Raw genomic sequence first — 20718 nt, 5'->3', positions numbered from 1 at the left:
ATGACCGCCGCGCACGTCATCGCCGACGACGCCGAGGCCCTCACGCTCGCCGCGGCCCTGGCCGAGGAGTTCCGGCCCGGAGCCTCCGCCCGGGACGCCGAACGCCGCCTGCCGCGCGCCGAGCTGGACCGGCTCTCGGCCTCCGGGCTGCTCGCCGTCACCGTCCCCGCCGACCACGGCGGGGCGGACGTGAGCGCCGGGACCCTCGCGGAGATTTTCCGCCTCCTCGCCACCGCCGACGCCAGCCTCGCCCAGATCCCGCAGAGCCACTTCGCCTACGTCAATGTGATCCGCCGTCAGGGCACCGAGGAACAACGGAAGTTCTTCTTCGCCGAACTGCTCGCGGGCCGCCGTTTCGGCAACGCCCAGTCCGAGGCCGGCACCCGGCACGTCCAGGACATCCGCACCCGCCTGGAGCCACGGCCCGACGGCTCGTACGTCCTGAACGGGGTCAAGCACTACTGCACCGGCGCCCTCTTCGCCGACTGGATCCCCGTCCTGGCCCGCGCCGAGGACGACAGACTCCATGTGGCCTACGTCCCCGCCGGTGCCCCGGGGCTGACGGTGACCGACGACTGGGACGGCCTGGGCCAGCGCACGACGGCCAGCGGGACCGTCCGGCTCGACGGCGTCCCCGTACCCGCCGATCGTGTCCTGCCCCACCACCTCACCTTCGAGGGCCCCCAACTGCACGGGGCGGTGGCCCAGTTGCTGCACGCCGCCATCGACGCCGGGATCGCGGCGGGCGCGCTGGCCGAGGCGGCGGAGTTCGTGACCGCCAAGAGCCGCCCGTGGTTCGAGAGCGAGGCCGAGACGGCAGCGGAGGACCCGCTGCTCATCCAGCGCTTCGGAGAACTCGCCCTTCAGGTACGGGCGGCGGAGGCACTTCTGCGCGAGGCCGCCCGCGCCGTGGACACGGCCCGCGCCCACCTCACGGACGACTCCGCCGCCGAGGCCTCCCTCGCGGTCGCCGCGGCCAAGGTGCAGGCGGCCCGCGCGGCCGTCGAGGTGTCCAGCTCTCTCTTCGAGGTCTCCGGCACCCGCGCGGCCCTCGCCTCGCTCAATCTGCACCGGTACTGGCGCGACGCCCGTACCCACACCCTGCACGACCCCACCCACTGGAAGATCCAGCACATCGGCCGCCACGCGCTCAGCGGCACCCGGCCGCCGCGCCACGGCCTCCTCTAGCGGCACTGCTGATCGGAGACCCCACGTGTCCCTCACCTTCCACTGGTTCCTGCCCACGAACGGCGACAGCCGGCATGTCGTCGGCGGCGGTCACGGCACCCCGGCCACCGCCTCCGGACGCGACCGGCCGCCCACGGTCGCCTATCTGAGCCAGATCGCGGCCGCCGCCGAGGACCTGGGCTTCGTGGGCGTGCTCACCCCGACCGGAGCCTGGTGTGAGGACGCGTGGCTGACCACGGCCATGGTCAGTCGGCACACCGAACGGCTGAAGTTCCTCGTCGCCTTCCGGCCCGGGTTCGTCTCCCCGACCCTCGCCGCGCAGATGGCGTCCACCTTCCAGCGCCACAGCGGGGGACGGCTGCTGCTGAACGTGGTCACCGGCGGCGAGAGCCATGAACAGCGGGCCTACGGCGACTTCCTCGACAAGGACGACCGGTACCGCCGTACCGGTGAATTCCTGGAGATCGTCCGCGGGTTGTGGGACGGCAAGACCGTCGACCTGGACGGCGAGCACCTGCGGGTGGCGGACGCGCGGCTGGCCCGGGTGCCCGACCCCGTCCCCGAGGTGTACTTCGGGGGCTCCTCGCCCCTCGCCGGGGAGATCGCCGCCCGGCACGCGGACGTGTACCTCACCTGGGGCGAGCCGCCCGCCCAGGTCGCCGGAAAGATCGCCTGGGTCAAGGAGCTCGCGGCGCGGGAGGGGCGTGCTCCGCGCTTCGGCATCCGGCTGCACGTCATCACCCGGGACACCGCCGAGGAGGCCTGGGCGGAGGCGAACCGGCTGCTCGACGGGTTCGATCCGGAGACCGTGCGGTCCGTCCAGGCCGGACTCGGGCGCAGCGAGTCCGAGGGACAGCGGCGGATGCTCGCGCTGCACGGGGGCAGCCGGGACGGGCTGGAGATCCATCCCAACCTGTGGGCCGGGATCGGACTGGTGCGGGGTGGCGCGGGGACCGCGCTGGTGGGCAGCCATGCGGAGGTGGCGGAGCGGATCAAGGAGTACGCGGCGCTGGGGATCTCGGAGTTCGTGCTGTCGGGGTATCCGCATCTGGAGGAGGCGTACTGGTTCGGGGAGGGGGTGCTGCCGCTGCTCGCGGGAGAAGGGGTGTGGCAGCACCCTTGGGGGAAGCGGGTGAACTCCGTTCAGGTGCCGTTCGCGGGCTGAGGGGGGTGGCCGGGGTGCGGCGGCGTGTGCCGGTGCGTGGGGGGCGTTCGCGCAGTTCCCCGCGCTCCTAGACCATCAGGGCGTTGAGATGTGAGCGGCGGGATTCCCCCGTCTGGCCCTGGACCAGGAGGAACAGGGACTCCCTCGCCAGGCGTTGGGCCCTGCTCGTCAGGAGCATCGCCCGGCCTCCTCCTGTCACCACGGCCGCCGTGGTCGCCGTCTGCATGAGCTCGTAGGCCTGGGAGCGCAGGGCCAGACGGTCGTCGAGGTGCTCGTGCGGCTTCGCCTCGTCGGTCAGGGTGTAGGCCTCGGCGCGCACCTTCGCGAGGCGGGTGCGCAGACGGCCGGCCGTCTCCTCGTCCGCCAGCCCGAGCGCCGCCTCCGTGATGCCGAAGACCGCGGGGTTGGCGTTCACCGTCCTGAGCCGGTCGGTCGCCGCCCAGGTCCGGTACGGGGTGCGCAGGGCCACCGCCTCGTCGGGGAGCCACAGGCCGTCCAGGTCCAGGGAGACCGTGCGGGCCGCGCCGAGAGCGGCCAGGCGCAGCGGCGCGGACGCCCGCAGACCGGGCTGCTCGCGGGCCTCCGCGAAGGCGAAGAGGGCCTCGTCGGCGTCCGTGACCCCCGCGACGAGCAGCACGTCGTTCAGGCCCCAGCCCGTGTACCAGGGGACCTTCCCGTCGAAGCGCCAGCCGCCCCGCTCGCGGGTGACCCGCACGGGGACGCGGGGATGCGCCCGCAGATGGGCGTACGCCACCCCGGACAGCAGATCGCCGGTGGCCAGCCGGCCGAGCAGGCGCTCGCGCACCGGGCCCTCGCTCTTCGCCAGGGTCAGCACCGGGGTGTGGTGCTGCGTCTGCACGAACCAGGTCGAGCAGCAGGCCCCGGCCAGGATCTCCGCCGTCTCCCGCACCACCGCGCCGGGCGCCTCGGCGCCGCCGTACTCCTTGGGGGCGTTGAGCCCGAGCAGGCCCGAGCGTCTGATCTCCGTCAGATGGCCCACCGGTACCTCGCCCTGGTCGACCTGTTCGGCGTGCGGGACGAGGAGGTCGTCGGCGAGACGGCGGGCGCGGATGACGAGGGGGTGCGGTGCGGTCATGGGCAGGATTCTTTCCCGTGTCGGGGTCCGGGGTGTCGATCCGGGGGAGTGCCGTTCGTGTAGGAGGTGAGAGAACGGCACACGACGCCAAGGAGGACGTCATGCAGCACTACCTGCTCAGCGTGGTCCAGCCCGCCGACGGGACACCGCCCGGGCCGGAGGAGATGGCCGGGATCATGCGCCGGGTGGAGGCCTACAACGACGAGCTGCGCGCCGCCGGGGCCTGGGTCTTCGCCGGTGGTCTGCACGGACCCGAGACGGCCACCGTGCTCCGGCCGAAGGACGGTGACGTGCTCGTCACCGACGGACCGTACGCCGAGGGCAAGGAGTACCTCGGCGGGCTGTGCCTGATCCGGGCCGCCGACCTCGACGAGGCACTGGAGTGGGGCCGCAAGGCCGCCCTGGCCACCACGCTCCCCATCGAGGTGCGGCCGTTCGTGGACCGGCACTGAGGCCGGACGATGGGCGACCCGGTCGACGTCGAGGCCGTGTTCCGAGCGGAGTACGGCCGGGCCGTCGCCGTCCTGGTCCGCCGGCTCGGTGACATCGACCTCGCCGAGGAGGCGGTCCAGGAGGCCTTCACCACGGCCCTGCGGAGCTGGCCGGAGACCGGGCCGCCGCCCAGCCCGGCCGGCTGGATCATCACCACCGCCCGCAACCGGGCCGTCGACCGGCTGCGCCGCGAGGCCGGCCGGGACGCCCGGCACGCCGAGGCGGCCCGGCTGTACGCCCCCGACCCGCCCGCGGAGGAGGGCCCCGTGCGCGACGACCGGCTCCGGCTGATCTTCACCTGCTGCCACCCCGCGCTCGCCCCGCAGGCGCGGGTCGCCCTCACCCTGCGGCTCCTCGGGGGTCTCACCACCGCGCAGATCGCCCGCGCGTTCCTCGTCCCCGAACCCACGATGGCCCAGCGCCTGGTCCGCGCCAAGGCGAAGATCCGCGACGCCCGCATCCCGTACCGGGTGCCCCGCGACGCCGACCTGCCGGACCGGCTGAACGGGGTGCTCGCCGTCGTCTACCTGATCTTCAACCAGGGGTACGAGGGCGATCCGGGCCTGTGCGCGGAGGCCCTGCGCCTCGGGCGGCTGCTCGGCGAGCTGATGCCGGACGAACCCGAGGTCACCGGGCTGCTCGCGCTGATGCTGCTCGTCGAGTCCCGCCGGGACGCCCGGCAGGACGCCGACGGCACGCTCGTCCCGCTGCCCGGACAGGACCGGCGCCGCTGGGACCGGGCGCTGATCGCCGAGGGACAGGACCTCGTCCGCCGCTGTCTGCGCCGCGACCGGCCGGGCCCTTACCAGATCCAGGCCGCCGTCCAGGCCGTCCACAGCGACGCGCCGACCGCCGCGGCCACCGACTGGGGCCAGATCCTGCGGCTCTACGACCGGCTGACGGCCCTCGCACCGAGTCCGGTGGTGGCGCTGAACCGGGCGGTGGCGGTCGCCGAGACCGACGGACCGGGGCCCGCCCTCGACCTGGTGGACGCGCTCGATCTGGACGGCTACCACGTGTTCCATGCCGTCCGGGCCGACCTGCTGCGCCGCCTGGACCGCCCCGCCGAGGCGGCCCGGGCCTACACGTCCGCCCTCGCGCTGGCCGAGAACCCGGCCGAGCGCGCCTACCTGGAGAAGCGCCTGCACACCCTGCACGGAACGTAGTGGTTGCCCGGGGAATGTATTTTGGTCCCTGAAAGGTTGGCATATACACCGAGCTGACCGCTCGCCGTCCGAACCAGGGCCGCAAGGCCCGCGCAACCCCAGCGAGGCACCGTGACCACCGCCGCCACCCCCGAGCAGTCCACCGGCCCCCTCGCCGCCCCGGAGCGGCCCGCCGAGGTCGTCGCCCGGCTGCGCGCCGCCTTCCGCACCGGCCGCACCAAGCCCGTCGCCTGGCGCACGGACCAGCTGCGCCGGCTGCGCGCGCTGCTCACCGGGAACGGCGCCGACCTCGCCGCCGCCCTCCACGCCGACCTGGGCAAGAGCGCCACCGAGGCGTACCGCACCGAGATCGACTTCACGATCCGCGAGATCGACCACACCCTCGACCACCTGGACGGCTGGCTCGCCCCCGAGCCCGCCCCGGTCCCGGCCCACCTCGGCGCCGACGCACGCGCCTGGACGCAGGTCGACCCGCTCGGCGTCGTCCTCGTCATCGCGCCCTGGAACTACCCCGCCCAGCTGCTGCTGGCCCCGCTGGTCGGCGCCCTCGCCGCCGGCAACGCGGTCGTCGTCAAGCCCAGCGAGCTGGCTCCCGCCACCTCCGCCGCCCTGGCCCGGCTGCTGCCCGCGCACCTCGACACCGAGGCGGTCGCCGTCGTCGAGGGCGGTGTCCCCGAGACCACGGCCCTGCTCGCCGAGCGCTTCGACCATGTCTTCTACACCGGCAACGGCACCGTCGGCCGGATCGTGCTGCGCGCCGCCGCCGAGCACCTGACCCCCGTCACCCTCGAACTCGGCGGCAAGTCACCGGCGTTCGTCGACCGCGACGCCGATCTCACCGTCGTCGCCGACCGGCTGGCCCGCGGCAAGTTCCTCAACGCCGGCCAGACCTGTGTCGCCCCCGACTACGTCCTCACCGACCCGGAGACCGCCGCCGCCCTCGAACCCCTGCTGGCCCGCTCCGTCGAGACCCTGTACGGCACCGACCCGCAGGCCTCCCCCGAGTACGGGCGGATCGTCAACGAACGCCACTTCGACCGGCTCACCGCCCTGCTGGACTCCGGGCGGACCGTGACCGGCGGCCGTCACGACCGTACGGACAAGTACATCGCGCCGACCGTCCTCGCCGACGTCGACCCCGCGTCGCCCGTCATGGCCGAGGAGATCTTCGGCCCGGTCCTGCCGATCGTGACCGTCTCCGGGCTCGACGAGGCGATCGGGTTCATCAACGACCGCGACAAGCCCCTCGCGCTGTACGTGTTCTCCGAGTCGGACACCACCCGCTCGCGCATCGCCGCCGAAACCTCCTCCGGCGGCCTCGGGTTCGGTCTGCCCCTCGCCCATCTCACCGTCTCCGACCTGCCGTTCGGCGGAGTGGGCGAGAGCGGCATGGGCAACTACCACGGCCGCTACTCCATCGAGACCTTCAGCCACCGCAAGGCGGTCCTGGACAAGCCGCTGGGCTGAACCCCACCGGAGCGGGACACGACGGAGGCGAGCGCCGCCGAGGCGAACGCGACAGAGCCGAACGCGACAGAAGCGGGCATCCGCGGGACAGCAACCGTGCCGCGATAGTCCGGAACGGCGCGGTCCGTAGTCCGAAGCGGCCAATTCCTCGCGAGTTCCGAATCCCGCATGCACGAAACGCCCGTCCCGAACGCCGTGGTGGCAGAAGGTGTGACCGACGCCTTCCGGGGCTCCTGAGCCCCGCACACCCAGCGGAAGGACCGAACGGTCCGTGAACGACCAGTTCGCACAGCTCGCCCGGGACGTGGCGCTGTCCCTGCTCGCCCTCCGGGTCTTCGGACCCGGAGCCGTCACGCTCGCGCGCCGGTTCGTCGCCGCCCTGGTGCGGGTGGGCGTCCGGGAGATGGACCACCGGCTCCCGGGAGGCGATCGGTGACCCAGGAGGAGCTGCGCCCCGCCGGGAACCCCCGGGCGCCGGAGAAACTGCCGCTGGACTTCAGCGCCTTCCACCAGATGCACCGCCCGCGCTACGTCCGCGAGGCCGAGCGCTGTCTGCGCTGCCGGGCGGACGCCGAGGAGGCCGTCGACGAGGCCTTCGTCCAACTCGCCCGGGAGTGGCCCCAGATACTGCGCGCCGAGAACCCCGCCGCCTACGCCTGGCGGGTCATGAAGAACCGGGTCGTCGACCACGCCCGGGCCCGGGGCCGGCGCGCCACCCTCATGGACACCGCCGTCTTCGAGACGGTGACCCTCCAGGGTGCCGAGGACGCCTTCGAGGTCATCGAGCAGAACCTGCGGCTGTTCCACGCGATCTCCGCCCTCCCCGAGCGCCAGCAGGACGTCATCCGGCTGCGCTACTGCGAGGGCTACGACACCGCGGAGGTGGCGCACGAACTCGGCATCACCCAGGCCGGCGTGCGCTCCATCGAGCGCTACGCCCGGCACCGACTGCGGGAGATCTACACCTCGTGCGCCGAGGAGGAGGAGCGTTCATGACCTACGACACCGTGAGCGACATCGACACGCTGCTGGCCGGGGCGCGGCTCGTGCCCACGGCCCCCTACCGCCGCTGCGACATCGAGGCCGCCGAGGCCCGGATAGCCGCCCGCGTCGCCGCCCCGGCCGGCGACGGCGCCGGGGCGCGGAACCGCCCCCAGCAGGCGGCCGCCCGCCGCCCCCCGAGGGTCCATCCCTCGGCCCGGGACCTGCGGGCCCTGTGCGAGGCGCTGCTGACCCGCCCCGGAGCCCTGAGCGGCCTCGGCGCCTTCCACGGCAGCGCGCTGCCCGAACCGAGCGGCGCGCGCGTCCTGGGCGCCCTCCTCCATCTGGCCGGCTGCGAGGACAGCGGCCGCTTCTGGTGGCAGTACGGCGCCGGCGCCGGGGACCCGGTGTCCTCGTACTGCCTCTACCTCCACCACCGCGCGCACGGCGAGGACCAGGAGGCGGACTGGTGGCTCAGCCACACGGAGATCACCCCCGCCACCCTGAGCCGGGAGGCCACCGAGGTGGAGATCGCCACCGCCCTGCACGTGCTCAGAGGCCTGCGGCGCGGCCGCCGGGGACTGACCAAGGCCCTGCGCGCCCTCGTGGAGTACGTCCCGGCCGTGGTCGGCTTCGTCGACGAGGACCTGGAACTGCCCCTCCCGGACGGCGATCTCGCCGACATCGTCGAGGAGGCCGTCGCCCACGGCGGCACCCCGCCCGCGGGGGAGCGCCGGTGCGCACGCTCCCGCCCGCTGCTCGAACGCCGGGAGTCGGCCGTGCACACCGTCTCCTCGGCCACCCCCCGGACCGCGCGGCACTGGAGCCGGGACGTCCAGGAGGCGCTGCGCAAGTGCGAGGAGACCGTGGCCTGCTGACGGCACGCCACGAGGAGGTGCCGGCGTCCGCGGTGCGTGCGAGACTGCGCCGATGAGCAGCGCAGCGATCACCGCGGACGCCGCGGGCACCTGGACCCTCGGCGACCTCACCGTCCACCGCGTCGGCCTCGGCGCGATGCGGCTGACCGGGAGCGCCGCCTTCCACCACGGCACCCCGAGCGACTGCGGCCGCTCGATCGCGGTCCTGCGCCGGGCCGTCGAGCTCGGCGTCGACCACATCGACACCGCCGCCTTCTACTTCTCCTCCCTCCGCTCGGCCAACGAACTCATCAACAGCGCGCTCTCCCCGTACCCGGACGGCCTGCTCATCGCCACGAAGGTCGGCCCCTTCCGGACCTGGGCGGGGGAATGGGGCACCGCGGCCCGCCCCGAGGACCTGCGCGGCCATGTCGAGGAGAACCTGCGCCAGCTCGGCCGCGACCACCTCGACCTCGTCTACCTGCGCCGGATGCGCCAGGACTCGATCGCCGAACACTTCGGGGCCCTAGCCGAACTGCGCCGGGCCGGCCTGATCCGCCACCTCGGCATCTCCGACGTCGAACCCCGCCATCTCGCCGAGGCCCGGGCCATCGCCCCGGTGGTGAGCGTGCAGAACCGGTACGGCCTCGGCGCCTCCACCCCCGCGACCGAGGAACTCCTCACCGTCTGCCGCGAGCAGGGCATCGCCTTCGTCCCGTTCTTCGCCATCGCCGGTGACGGCGGAGCCCTCGGCGCGACGACCGCCCACGACGAGGCCGTCCTCGCCGTGGCCCGCGCCCACGGGTGCACCCCCGCCCAGATCCGGCTCGCCTGGACCCTCGCCCAGGGCCCCCACGTCCTCGCCATCCCGGGTACGGGCAACCCCGACCACCTCGCCGAGAACATCGCGGCGGGCGCCCTGCGTCTCACCCCCGGGGAACGGGAGCGCCTCGACGCCGCCCACCGCGGACCGGCGTGACCGACGGGCCGCCGCACCGTCACCCTGCGGCCCGGTCCGCCCGCCTGCTCCACCTAGTCCACCCACACCCCGTCCCGCATCAGATGCCTCCCCGGCAGCTCACGCGTGCCGCACCACGCCTGTACGGCCACCGGCCGCACCCGGAAGAAGGCGTACACCGCGCTCTCCCGGCGCGGATCCCACCCCGTCTTCGCCAGGAACGCCCCGGCCGCCTCCTCGGGGACGTCGTCCGCCGGGTACGTCACCGTCTCCCCGTCGATCAGCACCACGTCCCGGGTGTCGCCGAACGCCAGCCGGGTCCGCCCGCCGGTCCGCAGATTGCGGCCGGTGGGATTCGAGAGCCGGGTCGCCAGCCACACGCACTCCCCGTCCCAGACGAACCACAGGGCGACCAGACAGGGCACGCCCGCCGCGTCCGCGGAGGCGACCCAGACATCGCTCTCCCGCCCCAGCCGCGCCAGAACGTCCCTCTTCCGCCGCCCGGGCCCACGCACCGGCTCAGTGATCTCCATACGCCGACGCTAACGAATGCCCCTCGCGTGACGCAGGTCACATGGACCCCATGTCACGTACGGAAGGGCAGCTTGCGTCTGGTGGTCGTCCGCAGCGCGGGAACGACCGACACGAAAGAGGCGGCACAGCTATGAACGCGACAGCAGCGCAGCAGCACGAGGTCCTGGTCCTGGGCGCCGGCTACGCCGGGCTCTCCGCCGCGATCCAGCTCGCGGCCCGCACCAGGAAACGCGGAAACCCGCGGGTCACGCTGGTCAACCCCTACGACACCTTCACCGAGCGGCTCCGACTCCACATGACCGCCACCGGCCAGGAGACGGCCGAGAGGAACATCCCGGAGCTGCTGGACGGCACCGGCGCCCACTTCGTCCGCGGCCGGGTCACCGCCGTGGACGCCGAGGCGAAGACCGTCCGGATCGACGACGACCGGGTCCTGCGCTACGACACCCTGGTCTACGGCCTGGGCGGCATCGCGGACACCGCCGCCGTCCCCGGTGTGGACGACCACGCCCACACCCTCGACAGCGTGCAGGACGCCGCCCTTCTCGCCGATCGGCTGGCCCGCCTCGACGGTCGGACCGTCGTGGTCTGCGGCAGCGGCCTCACCGGCGTCGAGGCCGCCGCGGAGATCGCCGAGCGGTACCCGCAGCTCGACGTGGTGCTGCTGGGCCGGCAGGAGCCGGGCGCGGCCATGCACCCGAAGGCCAGGACCCACCTGGACGCGGCGCTGGCCCGGCTCGGCGTGCGGGTGCGCAGCGGCGTCGAGGTGGCCAAGGTGCTGCCGGACCGCGTCGAGCTCGCGGACGGCTCCGCCGTCCCGGCGGGCGCGGTGCTGTGGACCAGTGGCACCCGTGTCCCGCCGCTGGCGGCCGCCGGGGGTCTGGCCGTCGACGAGCGCGGCCGAGTGATCACCGACAGCGCGCTGCGCTCGGTCTCCCACCCGGACGTCTACGCCGTGGGCGATGCGGCGGCGATCCGTCAGGGCTACGGCGTGATGCACGGAACCTGTCAGGGGGGCATGCCGACCGGTGTGCACGCGGCCCTCTCGATCCTGCGGGTGCTGGCCGGCAAGGAGCCCAGGCCCTTCCGTTTCGGCTACTACCACACACCGGTCAGCCTGGGCCGGGACGACGCCGTCGTCCAGTTCACCCGTCCCGACGACAGCCCGCGCCGGATCGTGCTGACCGGCAAGCGGGCCGCGCGCTACAAGGAGACCGTCACCGCCGCGCCGTGGCCGACCTTCGCCCGTATGAAGAAGATGCCCGCCTCGGGCGCGTTCTGGCCGCACGGCGGCCGCTACACCCGGATTCGGAGCGCCAAGTGACCCCCTCGCAGGAGGCCGGTGCCGACCAGCTCGCCTTCCAGCAGCACCGCACCCTTCTCTTCTCCGTCGCCTACCGCATCCTCGGCACCGCAGCCGATGCCGAGGACGTGGTCCAGGACGCCTGGCTCAAGTGGTCGGCGGCCGACCGTTCCCAGGTCGCCGACCCCAAGGCCTACCTGACCCGGATCGTCTCCAACCTGGCGATGGACCGGCTTCGTTCGACGCGTCACCAGCGCGAGACCTACGTAGGGCCGTGGCTCCCCGAGCCGATCCTCACGGGCCCGGACACCGCCGACGGCGTCGCCACGACGGACTCGGTCTCCATGGCCCTGCTGGTCGTGCTGGAGACGCTGAGTCCCCTGGAGCGCGCGGTCTTCGTGCTGAAGGAGGTCTTCGCCTTCAGCCACGCGGAGATCGCGGAGGCGGTGGAACGCTCGGAGGCGGCGGTCCGGCAGGCCGCGCACCGCGCCCGCGAGCATGTCCAGGCCCGGCGGCCCCGGTTCACCGCGGACCCCGCCCGCCGACGCGACGTCACCGAGCGCTTCCTCGCGGCGACGGCGGGCGGCGACATCAACACCCTCATGGAGCTGCTGTCCCCGGACGTGACGCTGTGGACCGACGGCGGCGGCAAGGTCCGCCAGGCCCTCAAGCCGGTCGTCGGCCGGGAGACCGTGGCCCGCTGGTTCGCCGCGCTCGGCACCGCGACCTACCAGGGCATCGAGCCCGGGCAGATGCGGGCGGAGCTCGCCTGGATCAACGGAGGCCCGGGCGTGGTCTTCCGCGGCCCGGACCGCGTGGTCGCCACGTTGACCTTCGACTTCGATCCGGAAGGCCGCATCTCGACCCTCCACAACGTGGCCAACCCCGACAAGCTCCACGCGATCGCCGACGGAACCCGGCACGAACTCCCCTGAGCCGCCCGGCCCTTGTCGACCTCGGGGGGTCCCTGCCCAGGTGGAAGCGGAACCGGGTCGAAGAAGGCGGCTCGGGGCCATGGAGCCGGGCACCGGGCACCGGTCGCCGGGCCAGGCCACGGGCGCAGAGCGTGCTCCGGGCGGCCCGGGGCAGGTCCCCGCGCGGATCGCCGTCGCGCTGGGACCGCACATGGACACCCGGCGCGCGGGCCGGTATCGCTGCGCCGCCCTGGCCCGGCCCGGCCTGCCTGGCCCTGCCCTGCCTGGCCCTGCCCTGCCCGGCCTGCCTGCCCTGCCTGGCCCTGCCCTGCCCGGCCTGCCCGGCCTGCCTGGCCCTGCCCTGCCTGGCCCTGCCCTGCCCGGCCTGCCCGGCCTGCCTGGCCCTGGCCTGCCCGGCCTGGCCTGCCCGGCCTGCCCGGCCCGGCCCGGCCTGCCCGCCCGGCCCCCGCTGTCGCACGGGTCGTGCCCCGAGTCGGCCCGCGAGGCCGTCGACTGCGGCATCGCGCCGTCCTGACGGCGTCCACCGCCGGGCGCGCCGGTCCGTCGGCCCGCCCGGCCGCCTACGGCATCCCTCGCGCCCGCGCGGCCCGCCGCCACGAACCCCGGACCCGCGTCGCGCCCTCCACGAACCTGCTCACCAGGCCGTGACCACCGTGCACGCCTCCGCCTCCTGGACGAACCGGATCGTCAGCCGGGGCGGCACCCCCGAGGGTCTCGTCGGCGCCGCGCCGCAACGCCTCCGGCGGCCCCGGTCCACCACCCGCCCGGGCCCGCGTCCGGGCCGTGACAGCCCCCGCGACCCATGATCCGCCCAGGCAACTGGCGCCACGCAAGTTTTACGTATAACCTCTCCCGTCAATCGCCCCTGCCGTGCCTCCCCGAAAGGCCCCGATGTCCCGCATCGCCCTGGTCACCCTCGTCGTCGACGACTACGACGAGGCGATCCGCTTCTACACCGACGCGCTCGGCTTCCGGCTCGTCGAGGACGAGCCCCGGCCCGACGGTGCCCGCTGGGTCGTCGTCCGGCCGGGTGAGGGGCAGGACGGCACCGGGCTGCTGCTCGCCCGCGCCAAGGGCGACGCCCAGCGCGACCGGATCGGCGACCAGACCGGTGGCCGTGTCGGCTTCTTCCTGCACACCGACGACTTCGCCCGCGACCACGCCCGGATGGCCGCGGCCGGCGTGACCTTCCTGGAGGAGCCCCGCCACGAGCCGTACGGCTCCGTCGTCGTCTTCCAGGACCTGTACGGCAACCGCTGGGACCTGCTCCAGCCCGCCGGCTGATCCGCCTCCCGTAACGCCCCGTGCCCCGAACCGCCCCGCCCGAGGAAAGACCCGCCATGACTGCTACGCGCGTAGACGCCGATGTGATCCGCCGCCTTCCCAAGGCCGTCCTGCACGACCACCTCGACGGTGGCCTGCGCCCCGCCACGGTCGTCGAGCTCGCCGCCGCGATCGGCCACACGCTGCCCACCACCGACCCCGACGAGCTGGCCGCCTGGTACTTCGAGGCCGCCAACTCCGGCGACCTGGTGCGTTACATAGCCACCTTCGAGCACACCCTCGCCGTGATGCAGTCCCGCGAGGGTCTGCTGCGCGTCGCCGAGGAGTACGTCCTCGACCTCGCGGCCGACGGCGTCGTCTACGCCGAGGTGCGCTACGCGCCCGAACTGAACGTCCGGGGCGGGCTCACGCCGAACGAGGTCGTGGAGACCGTGCAGGAGGGGCTCGCGGCCGGCATGGCGAAGGCCGCCGCGGCCGGCACCCCGGTCCGCGTCGGCACCCTGCTCTGCGGCATGCGGATGTTCGACCACGTCCGTGAGGCCGCCGACCTGGCCGTCGCCTACCGTGACGCCGGCGTCGTCGGCTTCGACATCGCGGGCGCCGAGGACGGCTTCCCGCCCGCCGACCACCTCGACGCCTTCGAGCACCTGCGCCGCGAGAGCGTGCCCTTCACCATCCACGCCGGTGAGGCCCACGGCCTGCCCAGCATCCACCAGGCCCTCCAGGTCTGCGGCGCCCAGCGCATCGGGCACGGCGTGCGCCTCACCGAGGACATCGTCGACGGCAAGCTCGGCCGGCTGGCCGGATGGGTCCGCGACCGGCGCATCGCGCTGGAGATGTGCCCCACGTCCAACCTCCAGACCGGCGCCGCCACCTCCATCGCCGAGCACCCGATCACCGCGCTGAAGGACCTCGGCTTCCGGGTCACCCTCAACACCGACAACCGTCTGGTGTCCGGCACCACGATGACCCGCGAGATGACGCTGCTCGTCGAGCAGGCCGGCTGGGGCGTCGAGGACCTGCGCACGGTCACGGTGAACGCCCTGAAGAGCGCGTTCATCCCGTTCGACGAGCGCAACGCCCTGATCGAGGACGTCGTGCTGCCGGGCTACGCCGCCGCGCTCTGAAGCAGCCCGCGCACATACGCGGCCTGTCCGACGTGCTGGAGATCGTCGGACAGGACGCTGACCAGCCGTACGCCCAGCGTGACCGGCGGATCCCAGCGCACGTCCACGACCCGCTCCAGATCCGCCGCCGTCAGCGCGCGCAGCGCCTTGTGGCTCTGCTCGTGCACGGCGTCGTGGTAGCCGGTCAGCAGCTCGGGGTCGGCGACCCGCACCCTCGCCACCTTCTCCGGACCGTGCCCGTACCCGGTGTCGTGGCGCGGCAGGTCCAGCCCGAACCGTTTCTCCCAGTTGTCGGCCTCGCCCCACCACACCTGGTCGAGGTCGAAGGCGTCGGCCATGTGGTCGTCCTGGACGCGGGTGAGATGCCAGACGAGCCAGGTGACCGAGTTGGTCGCGGGGGTGGGCCGGGCGTTGAGGGAGTCGGGGTCCAGGCCCTCGACGGCGGCGTGGACCTCTTCCCGGATGCGGTTGAACCCGTCGATGAGGATGTCCTTCGCATGCATGACTCCACCATCGCGCAGCCCGCGCCCACGCGCCGCTTCTTTGCCCGCCCCTGGAAGCGCCCGGGGCGGGTGGCCGCCGTTCGGATCACCCGGGGCGGCCCTTGAGGTGATTGCCGCCCGTCGTGCGGGCCCGGCCCGCGCGGCGGGGGTACGGCATCCAGGACGTCCGGCAGGAGCCGGACCCTGGCCCCAGATGAGGAGCTCGGCGATGTACGCAGCGGTGCGGCGGTACGAAGGGGTGACCGATCCTGCGGAGGCGGGACGGCTCGTGCACGAGGGGTTCGTCCCGCTCATGCGTGAGGTCCCCGGCTTCGTGGCCTACTACTGGCTCGACGCCGGGGACGGGGTGATGGTCTCCACCAGTGTCTTCCAGGACCGGGCGGGCGCCGAGGAGTCGATCGCCCGGGCCGTGGACTTCGTACGGGAGCACCTCGCGGCCCTCCTCCCCAACCCTCCTCAGGTCATGGCCGGCGAAGTGGTCGCCTTCGCCTGACGGGGTCAGGCCTCCCCGGCCTCCAGCAGCGCCATCAGCGCCCGGGCCGCCGGGCTCGTCGCGTCGGGGGCCGGCAGCAGGGCGACCGTCTCGTAGGCCGCCTCGCCGGTGTCCTTCAGCGGCAGCGCGGTCAGCGCCTCGCGCTTGTGCCGGAAGTGCCGCGGTACGACGGCCACCCCGAGGTTCTCGCCCACCAGGTCCAGCAGACTGTGCACGTCGTTGACCTCGAGCGCGACCGTACGGCGTACGCCCGCCTCCGCGAAGGCGGCGTCGGTGGCCCGGCGCGGCCCCCAGTCCGGGTGGAAGTCGACGAACACCTCGCCCGCGAGGTCCTCCGGCACCAGGGCGGCTGCCGCCCTGGTGAGCCGGTGCTCCGGATGGCACAGCACGTACATCGGCTCGGTGGCCAGCGGTACGCAGCGCAGCTGGTCCGAGTCCGCCTGGGTGCGGTAGGCGAAGGCCAGGTCGAGCCGGCCCGCCGCCACCTCCTCGCCGAGGGCGCCCGAGCCGGTCTGCCGCAGCCGGATCTCCACGTCCGGGTGCCGCCGCCGGAACGCGGCCAGCAGCCCCGCCACGTGCACCCCCGCGATGCACTGCTCGGTACCCACGGAGAGCGTCCCGCGCACCACGCCCTGCACCGCGGCAACCGCCTCGTGCGCGGCCCGCACCTGCGCCAGGATCCGCTCCGCCTCCGCCAGCAGCGCCCGCCCGGCCTCGGTCAGCGTCACCCGTCGGGTGGTCCGCACGAAGAGCGGCGCCCGCAGCTCGCGCTCGAGCGCCCGGATGGACGCCGACAGGCCCGACTGGGACACCAGCAGCCGCTCGGCGGCCCGGGTGAAGTGCTGGTCCTCGGCGACCGCGACGAAGTGCTGGAGGTGGCGCAGTTCCATGATTGAGAAGCGTAGTCGCACAATTCCATCGGATTCTTCTGTTGGACCGCTGCACGGCACTCGGGAACAGTGGAGGCGGAAGATCGTGGGACCACCCCGGATGGAGTCGCGTTGTACACCGCACACCCCGACCGCTACGCGGACATGCCCTACCGGCGCACCGGACGCAGCGGCCTGAAGCTCCCCGCGCTGTCGCTCGGCCTGTGGCACAACTTCGGTCCGGACCGCCCGGCCGAGACCCAGCGGGCCATCCTGCGCCGCGCCTTCGACCTCGGCATCACCCACTTCGACCTGGCCAACAACTACGGCCCGCCGCCCGGCGCCGCCGAGTCCGCGCTCGGTCACTTCCTGAAGACGGACTTCGCGTCCTACCGGGACGAGCTGGTGATCTCCACCAAGGCCGGCTACCTGATGTGGCCCGGGCCGTACGGCGAGTGGGGCTCGCGCAAGTACCTGCTGTCGTCGCTGGACCAGAGCCTGAAGCGGATGGACCTCGACTACGTCGACGTCTTCTACTCGCACCGCCCCGACCCGGAGACTCCCCTGGAGGAGACGATGGGCGCCCTGCACTCCGCCGTCCAGCAGGGCAAGGCGCTCTACGTCGGCGTCTCCAACTACTCCGCGGAGCAGACCCGCGAGGCCGCCCGCATCCTCGGCGAGCTGGGCACCCCGCTCCTCATCCACCAGCCGCGCTACTCGATGCTCGACCGCCGCCCGGAGAGCGAGGGCCTGCTCGACGCCCTCGACGAGCTCCAGGTCGGCTCGATCGTCTTCTCCCCGCTGGAGCAGGGCCTGCTCACCTCCCGCTACCTCGACGGCATCCCCGAGGACTCGCGCGCGGCGAGCGACAGCCCGTTCCTGAACTCCGACGCGCTCACCGAGGACCTGGTCGGCAAGCTGCGCGCCCTGGACGACATCGCCAAGTCCCGCGGGCAGTCCCTGGCCCAGCTCGCCCTGGCCTGGGTGCTGCGCGGCGGCCGGGTCACCTCCGCGCTGGTCGGCGCGAGCAGCGCCCGCCAGATCGAGGACAGCGTCGGCGCGCTGGCCCACCTGGACTTCGAGGACGACGAGCTGGCCCGCATCGACGCGCTGATCAACGGCTGAGCCGTTCGGCCGGCCGTACGCTTCACGGTTTCTCCCCTTGCGGTGGTCCTTGTTCCTGTAGCCCGCCGCAAGGGGAGGAACGCATCGTCGGCCAGGGTGTTATCCGGCCACCGCGGCCGCTTTCGCCGTGTCATCGGACGGTTACCAGGCGAAACGGTGCGCAGGTGAGCGGAGGGGGCGGGTCCGCTGTCCGATTCCGGTCAGGAGTGGCGGTGAATATGCCAACAGACTGGCCGGAAAGTCATGGTGACAGTGTTTTAGAAGTGAACATACTCGAACGTCAGGGGCGCTCCGCCCCACAGGAGCCGCACGGAAAGCGAGGCAGGGCCGGCATACGAGCACTCGGGGGAGTGGAGACATGCACGACGAATTCCTGTGCCATGTCACGGCGTACGGATACTGCGACGGCCGTCGCATCGGCGTACCGCTCGGGACGTACCGCGCGCCGACGCTGGCGCTCGCGCTGTGGTGGTTACGGGACCGCGCGTTATGGATGGCCGAACGCCTCGATCCGCAACCCGAAGGCCCACACGTCCCGCAGGGCGCCCTCGTGCCCGTCGGCGACGGCGTCCCCGACGTACCCGCCCTGCTGCGCTCCTGGTGCGCGGACATCGGCCAGCAGGAGCTGGTGGCCGACGAGTTGGGCGGTGGACGGCTGGTGCGGGTCGCCGTCAGTGACGACACCACCGAGTACGAACTCCTCGCCGAGTCCGTGGACGCGCTGCGTATGCAGCGGACGCTCCCGGCGCTCGTCCTCCCCGTCGGCTGAACTCCACCCCGAGCGTGCACACCACTGGGCGTGCCCAGGCGCGAATCGATAGAATTCCGGCATGGTGGAGCGCCCCGTCGCCCCGACTGCGCCCGAACTCGTGCTGGAGACCGAGACGGGCGCCACCGTGATGATCCCCGGACGTGCCTACTACCTCGGCCGGGACCCGCTGAGCGACATCGTGATCGACGACGCCCGGGTCTCCTGGCACCACGCCGTGCTGCGCCCCGACGGCGACCACTGGACCCTCACCGACGAGGACAGCACCAACGGCACCTGGTCCGACGGCCGCCGGGTCCGGGTGCTCGACGTGGGCCCCGGCAGCGTGATCCGCTTCGGCAGCCCGGCCGACGGCCCCCGCGCCGTCCTCGCCGGCCGCCCGCCACCCGTCCCGGAACGGCCCTCGGCGGTGTCCATGCCCTCCCTGACGGGCACCTTCCGCCGCCCCACCTCCGTACGGCCGCTGCCCACCCGGACCGTCCGCATCGGCCGCGCCGCCGACAACGACCTCGTCATCGACGACCTGGTCGTCTCCCGCCGCCACGCCGAACTGCGCGCCCTGCCCGAGGGCGGCTACGAGATCGCCGACCTCGACAGCCACAACGGCACCTACCTCAACGGCTTCCCCGTCACCCGCGCCCCGATCGGCCCCGGGGACATCGTCGGCATCGGCCACTCGGCGTTCTGCCTGGTCGGCGACGAACTCCAGGAGTACGTCGACACCGGCGAGGTCTCCCTCGACGTCCAGGACCTCACCGTCGCCGTCGACCGCGGCCGCAAGACCCTGCTCGACCATGTGTCGTTCCCGGTGGGGGAGAAGTGCCTGCTCGCCGTCGTCGGCCCCAGCGGCGCCGGGAAGTCCACCCTGCTCAACGCCCTCACCGGCCAGCGCCCCGCCGACCACGGCACCGTCGTCTACGACGGCCGCGACCTGTACCACGACTACGCCGAACTGCGCCAGCGCATCGGCCTCGTCCCCCAGGACGACATCCTGCACGCCCAGCTCACCGTCCGCTCCGCCCTCACCTACGCCGCCGAACTGCGCTTCCCGCAGGACACCGCCAAGGCCGAACGGCGCGAGCGGGTCTCCGAGGTCATCCGCGAACTGGGCCTGGAACAGCGCGCCGGACAACCGGTGCACAGCCTCTCCGGCGGCCAGCGCAAACGCGTCAGCGTGGCGCTGGAGCTGCTGACCAAGCCCTCGCTGCTCTTCCTCGACGAGCCGACCTCCGGCCTCGACCCCGGCATGGACCGCTCGGTGATGCACATGCTGCGCGGCCTCGCCGACGACGGCCGCACCGTCATCGTCGTCACCCACAGCGTCCTGAGCCTCGACGTCTGCGACCGGCTCCTCGTCCTCGCCCCCGGCGGCCGGATCGCCTACTACGGGCCGCCCGGCGACGCCCTCGGCTTCTTCGGCTTCGAGCAGTGGCCCGAGGCCTTCGAGGCCTTCGAACGGGACCAGGACCGGGACTGGGCCGGACAGTACCGCGACTCGGCGTTCCACCACCGCTACGTCGTCAACTCCAGCGCCCAGCCCCGGCTGCCCCGCGAGGGCCCCGTCATCCTGCTGCCGCCGCCCCGGCCCCGCAGCCGCGCCGCCCAGCTCGGCACCCTGGTCCGCCGCTACACCGCGGCGCTGGGCGCCGACCGCACCTTCCTGGCCATCATGATCGCCCTGCCGTTCGTGATGGGCGCCATGGCCCGGGCCCTCGCCGGCGGCGAACTCACCCGGGACACCGCCATGAACGCGCTGCTGATCCTGTGCGTCGGCGGCGTCCTCACCGGCGCGGCCAACGCCGTGCGCGAACTCGTCAAGGAACGCGTCATCTACCGGCGGGAGCGGGCCGTCGGCCTGTCCAGATCGGCGTACCTGATGTCCAAGGTCGTCGTCCTCGGCGCGGTCACCGTGGTCCAGGCGGTCGTCCTCACCCTCGTGGCCCTGCTCGGCGTCGACCTCGACGCGCCCGGCGGCGAGGGTGTGTTGCTGCCACCCCTGGTCGAGATCACCGTGGCCGTCGCCCTGTTGGCGTTCACCGCGATGATGCTCGGCCTGCTGGTCTCCGCGCTGGTGCGCAAGGAGGAGGTGACCATGCCGCTGCTCGTGCTGCTCGCCATCGTCCAAGTGGTCTTCTGCGGAGCCCTGCTGAAACTCGACGGGGTGCCCGGCCTGGCACAGCTGTCCTGGCTCGTGCCCTCGCGCTGGGCGCTCGGTGCGATGGCCGGCACCATCGGCCTGTCCCGGATCGTGCCCGGGGACATCACCGCTGACCCGCTGTTCGAGCACCGGGCGCAGATCTGGCTGCTCGACATCGGCATGCTCGTCGTCCTCTCGGTCGTCTTCGGGTTCGTCGTCTCCCGGCTGCTGCGCCGCCACGAACCCGCCGTGATGCGGAAGTAGGCACG

At 73.3% G+C, this 20718-nt stretch carries 21 protein-coding genes; 17 read left to right on the top strand and 4 right to left on the bottom strand.

Annotated features, from left to right (window positions below; genetic code table 11):
* A complete protein-coding gene (locus tag ABZ490_RS30165; RefSeq protein WP_358996717.1) occupies positions 1 to 1188 on the top strand; it encodes an SfnB family sulfur acquisition oxidoreductase in 1188 nt (395 codons plus the stop codon).
* 25 nt (positions 1189 to 1213) lie between these two features.
* Entirely contained in the window at positions 1214 to 2353 is a 1140-nt protein-coding gene (locus ABZ490_RS30160; RefSeq protein WP_358996714.1) for an LLM class flavin-dependent oxidoreductase, read from the top strand.
* A 67-nt stretch (positions 2354 to 2420) separates the two neighbouring features.
* On the opposite strand, the gene ABZ490_RS30155 is transcribed toward ABZ490_RS30160, so the two are convergent.
* Positions 2421 to 3449, bottom strand: coding sequence for an acyl-CoA dehydrogenase family protein (locus tag ABZ490_RS30155; RefSeq protein WP_358996711.1), 1029 nt, complete (start codon positions 3447 to 3449; stop codon positions 2421 to 2423).
* A 101-nt stretch (positions 3450 to 3550) separates the two neighbouring features.
* On the opposite strand from ABZ490_RS30155, the gene ABZ490_RS30150 reads away from it, so the two are divergent.
* The 7 genes from ABZ490_RS30150 (at position 3551) to ABZ490_RS30120 (ending at position 9391) form a co-directional block, all read left to right on the top strand.
* Positions 3551 to 3901, top strand: a complete 351-nt coding sequence (locus ABZ490_RS30150) for a YciI family protein (RefSeq protein ID WP_358996708.1) — start codon at positions 3551 to 3553, stop codon at positions 3899 to 3901.
* A 9-nt stretch (positions 3902 to 3910) separates the two neighbouring features.
* The gene (locus ABZ490_RS30145; protein ID WP_358996705.1) at positions 3911 to 5107 is read left to right on the top strand and encodes a sigma-70 family RNA polymerase sigma factor; all 1197 of its coding nucleotides are present in this window, start codon (positions 3911 to 3913) and stop codon (positions 5105 to 5107) included.
* Between the two features lie 111 nt (positions 5108 to 5218).
* Positions 5219 to 6574, top strand: a complete 1356-nt coding sequence (locus ABZ490_RS30140) for an aldehyde dehydrogenase family protein (RefSeq protein ID WP_358996703.1) — start codon at positions 5219 to 5221, stop codon at positions 6572 to 6574.
* 271 nt (positions 6575 to 6845) lie between these two features.
* Positions 6846 to 7010, top strand: a complete 165-nt coding sequence (locus ABZ490_RS30135; protein ID WP_159056372.1) for a hypothetical protein — start codon at positions 6846 to 6848, stop codon at positions 7008 to 7010.
* A complete protein-coding gene (locus ABZ490_RS30130) occupies positions 7007 to 7570 on the top strand; it encodes a sigma-70 family RNA polymerase sigma factor (RefSeq protein WP_358996699.1) in 564 nt (187 codons plus the stop codon). The genes ABZ490_RS30135 and ABZ490_RS30130 overlap by 4 nt, the downstream gene beginning before the upstream one ends.
* Positions 7567 to 8433 (top strand): hypothetical protein, encoded by an 867-nt coding sequence (locus tag ABZ490_RS30125; RefSeq protein WP_358996697.1) that lies wholly within the window; start codon positions 7567 to 7569, stop codon positions 8431 to 8433. The genes ABZ490_RS30130 and ABZ490_RS30125 overlap by 4 nt, the downstream gene beginning before the upstream one ends.
* 52 nt (positions 8434 to 8485) lie before the next feature.
* The gene (locus tag ABZ490_RS30120) at positions 8486 to 9391 is read left to right on the top strand and encodes an aldo/keto reductase (RefSeq protein ID WP_358996695.1); all 906 of its coding nucleotides are present in this window, start codon (positions 8486 to 8488) and stop codon (positions 9389 to 9391) included.
* 53 nt (positions 9392 to 9444) lie between these two features.
* Here the strand turns inward: ABZ490_RS30120 and ABZ490_RS30115 are convergent, their stop codons facing one another.
* On the bottom strand, positions 9445 to 9903 hold the full coding sequence (locus ABZ490_RS30115; RefSeq protein WP_358996693.1) for a pyridoxamine 5'-phosphate oxidase family protein: 459 nt from the start codon (positions 9901 to 9903) through the stop codon (positions 9445 to 9447).
* Between the two features lie 131 nt (positions 9904 to 10034).
* Between ABZ490_RS30115 and ABZ490_RS30110 the strand changes: the two genes are divergently transcribed.
* The 4 genes from ABZ490_RS30110 (at position 10035) to ABZ490_RS30095 (ending at position 14553) form a co-directional block, all read left to right on the top strand.
* Positions 10035 to 11228, top strand: coding sequence for an FAD-dependent oxidoreductase (locus ABZ490_RS30110; protein ID WP_358996690.1), 1194 nt, complete (start codon positions 10035 to 10037; stop codon positions 11226 to 11228).
* Positions 11225 to 12142, top strand: coding sequence for an RNA polymerase sigma-70 factor (locus ABZ490_RS30105; protein WP_358996688.1), 918 nt, complete (start codon positions 11225 to 11227; stop codon positions 12140 to 12142). The genes ABZ490_RS30110 and ABZ490_RS30105 overlap by 4 nt, the downstream gene beginning before the upstream one ends.
* A gap of 891 nt (positions 12143 to 13033) precedes the next feature.
* Positions 13034 to 13426: a VOC family protein gene (locus ABZ490_RS30100; protein ID WP_358996687.1), complete on the top strand. Its 393-nt coding sequence runs from the start codon at positions 13034 to 13036 to the stop codon at positions 13424 to 13426.
* A gap of 56 nt (positions 13427 to 13482) precedes the next feature.
* Positions 13483 to 14553: an adenosine deaminase gene (locus ABZ490_RS30095; protein WP_358996685.1), complete on the top strand. Its 1071-nt coding sequence runs from the start codon at positions 13483 to 13485 to the stop codon at positions 14551 to 14553.
* Here the strand turns inward: ABZ490_RS30095 and ABZ490_RS30090 are convergent.
* Entirely contained in the window at positions 14535 to 15056 is a 522-nt protein-coding gene (locus tag ABZ490_RS30090; protein WP_358996683.1) for a DUF664 domain-containing protein, read from the bottom strand. The genes ABZ490_RS30095 and ABZ490_RS30090 overlap by 19 nt on opposite strands.
* Positions 15057 to 15264: 208 nt before the next feature.
* On the opposite strand from ABZ490_RS30090, the gene ABZ490_RS30085 reads away from it, so the two are divergent.
* Positions 15265 to 15549, top strand: a complete 285-nt coding sequence (locus tag ABZ490_RS30085) for a hypothetical protein (RefSeq protein ID WP_358996681.1) — start codon at positions 15265 to 15267, stop codon at positions 15547 to 15549.
* Positions 15550 to 15554: 5 nt separating this feature from the next.
* On the opposite strand, the gene ABZ490_RS30080 is transcribed toward ABZ490_RS30085, so the two are convergent.
* Complete coding sequence (locus tag ABZ490_RS30080) at positions 15555 to 16439, bottom strand: LysR substrate-binding domain-containing protein (protein WP_358996678.1); 885 nt, start codon at positions 16437 to 16439, stop codon at positions 15555 to 15557.
* Between the two features lie 111 nt (positions 16440 to 16550).
* On the opposite strand from ABZ490_RS30080, the gene mgrA reads away from it, so the two are divergent.
* From mgrA to ABZ490_RS30065, 3 genes are all read left to right on the top strand, one after another.
* Positions 16551 to 17543, top strand: a complete 993-nt coding sequence (gene mgrA / locus ABZ490_RS30075; protein WP_358996676.1) for an L-glyceraldehyde 3-phosphate reductase — start codon at positions 16551 to 16553, stop codon at positions 17541 to 17543.
* A gap of 358 nt (positions 17544 to 17901) precedes the next feature.
* Positions 17902 to 18312, top strand: a complete 411-nt coding sequence (locus tag ABZ490_RS30070; RefSeq protein WP_358996673.1) for a hypothetical protein — start codon at positions 17902 to 17904, stop codon at positions 18310 to 18312.
* Between the two features lie 61 nt (positions 18313 to 18373).
* Positions 18374 to 20713 (top strand): FHA domain-containing protein, encoded by a 2340-nt coding sequence (locus ABZ490_RS30065; protein WP_358996670.1) that lies wholly within the window; start codon positions 18374 to 18376, stop codon positions 20711 to 20713.
* The last annotated feature ends 5 nt before the right edge of the window (positions 20714 to 20718 follow it).

Origin of the sequence: Streptomyces sp. NPDC005811 (assembly GCF_040630405.1) — a bacterium.
In the GTDB taxonomy this organism is placed as follows: domain Bacteria; phylum Actinomycetota; class Actinomycetes; order Streptomycetales; family Streptomycetaceae; genus Streptomyces.
This window is presented reverse-complemented; position numbering and strand designations above follow the sequence as displayed.

What these genes read in the sequence shown, in the direction of transcription:
- ABZ490_RS30080 (WP_358996678.1), bottom strand. Translation starts at nt 16,439, where the DNA reads ATGGAACTGCGCCACCTCCAGCACTTCGTCGCGGTCGCCGAGGACCAG.
- ABZ490_RS30145 (WP_358996705.1), top strand. Translation starts at nt 3,911, where the DNA reads ATGGGCGACCCGGTCGACGTCGAGGCCGTGTTCCGAGCGGAGTACGGC.
- ABZ490_RS30070 (WP_358996673.1), top strand. Translation starts at nt 17,902, where the DNA reads ATGCACGACGAATTCCTGTGCCATGTCACGGCGTACGGATACTGCGAC.
- ABZ490_RS30115 (WP_358996693.1), bottom strand. Translation starts at nt 9,903, where the DNA reads ATGGAGATCACTGAGCCGGTGCGTGGGCCCGGGCGGCGGAAGAGGGAC.
- ABZ490_RS30100 (WP_358996687.1), top strand. Translation starts at nt 13,034, where the DNA reads ATGTCCCGCATCGCCCTGGTCACCCTCGTCGTCGACGACTACGACGAG.
- ABZ490_RS30120 (WP_358996695.1), top strand. Translation starts at nt 8,486, where the DNA reads ATGAGCAGCGCAGCGATCACCGCGGACGCCGCGGGCACCTGGACCCTC.
- ABZ490_RS30095 (WP_358996685.1), top strand. Translation starts at nt 13,483, where the DNA reads ATGACTGCTACGCGCGTAGACGCCGATGTGATCCGCCGCCTTCCCAAG.
- ABZ490_RS30085 (WP_358996681.1), top strand. Translation starts at nt 15,265, where the DNA reads ATGTACGCAGCGGTGCGGCGGTACGAAGGGGTGACCGATCCTGCGGAG.
- ABZ490_RS30110 (WP_358996690.1), top strand. Translation starts at nt 10,035, where the DNA reads ATGAACGCGACAGCAGCGCAGCAGCACGAGGTCCTGGTCCTGGGCGCC.
- ABZ490_RS30165 (WP_358996717.1), top strand. Translation starts at nt 1, where the DNA reads ATGACCGCCGCGCACGTCATCGCCGACGACGCCGAGGCCCTCACGCTC.
- ABZ490_RS30155 (WP_358996711.1), bottom strand. Translation starts at nt 3,449, where the DNA reads ATGACCGCACCGCACCCCCTCGTCATCCGCGCCCGCCGTCTCGCCGAC.
- ABZ490_RS30090 (WP_358996683.1), bottom strand. Translation starts at nt 15,056, where the DNA reads ATGCATGCGAAGGACATCCTCATCGACGGGTTCAACCGCATCCGGGAA.
- ABZ490_RS30065 (WP_358996670.1), top strand. Translation starts at nt 18,374, where the DNA reads ATGGTGGAGCGCCCCGTCGCCCCGACTGCGCCCGAACTCGTGCTGGAG.
- ABZ490_RS30125 (WP_358996697.1), top strand. Translation starts at nt 7,567, where the DNA reads ATGACCTACGACACCGTGAGCGACATCGACACGCTGCTGGCCGGGGCG.
- ABZ490_RS30150 (WP_358996708.1), top strand. Translation starts at nt 3,551, where the DNA reads ATGCAGCACTACCTGCTCAGCGTGGTCCAGCCCGCCGACGGGACACCG.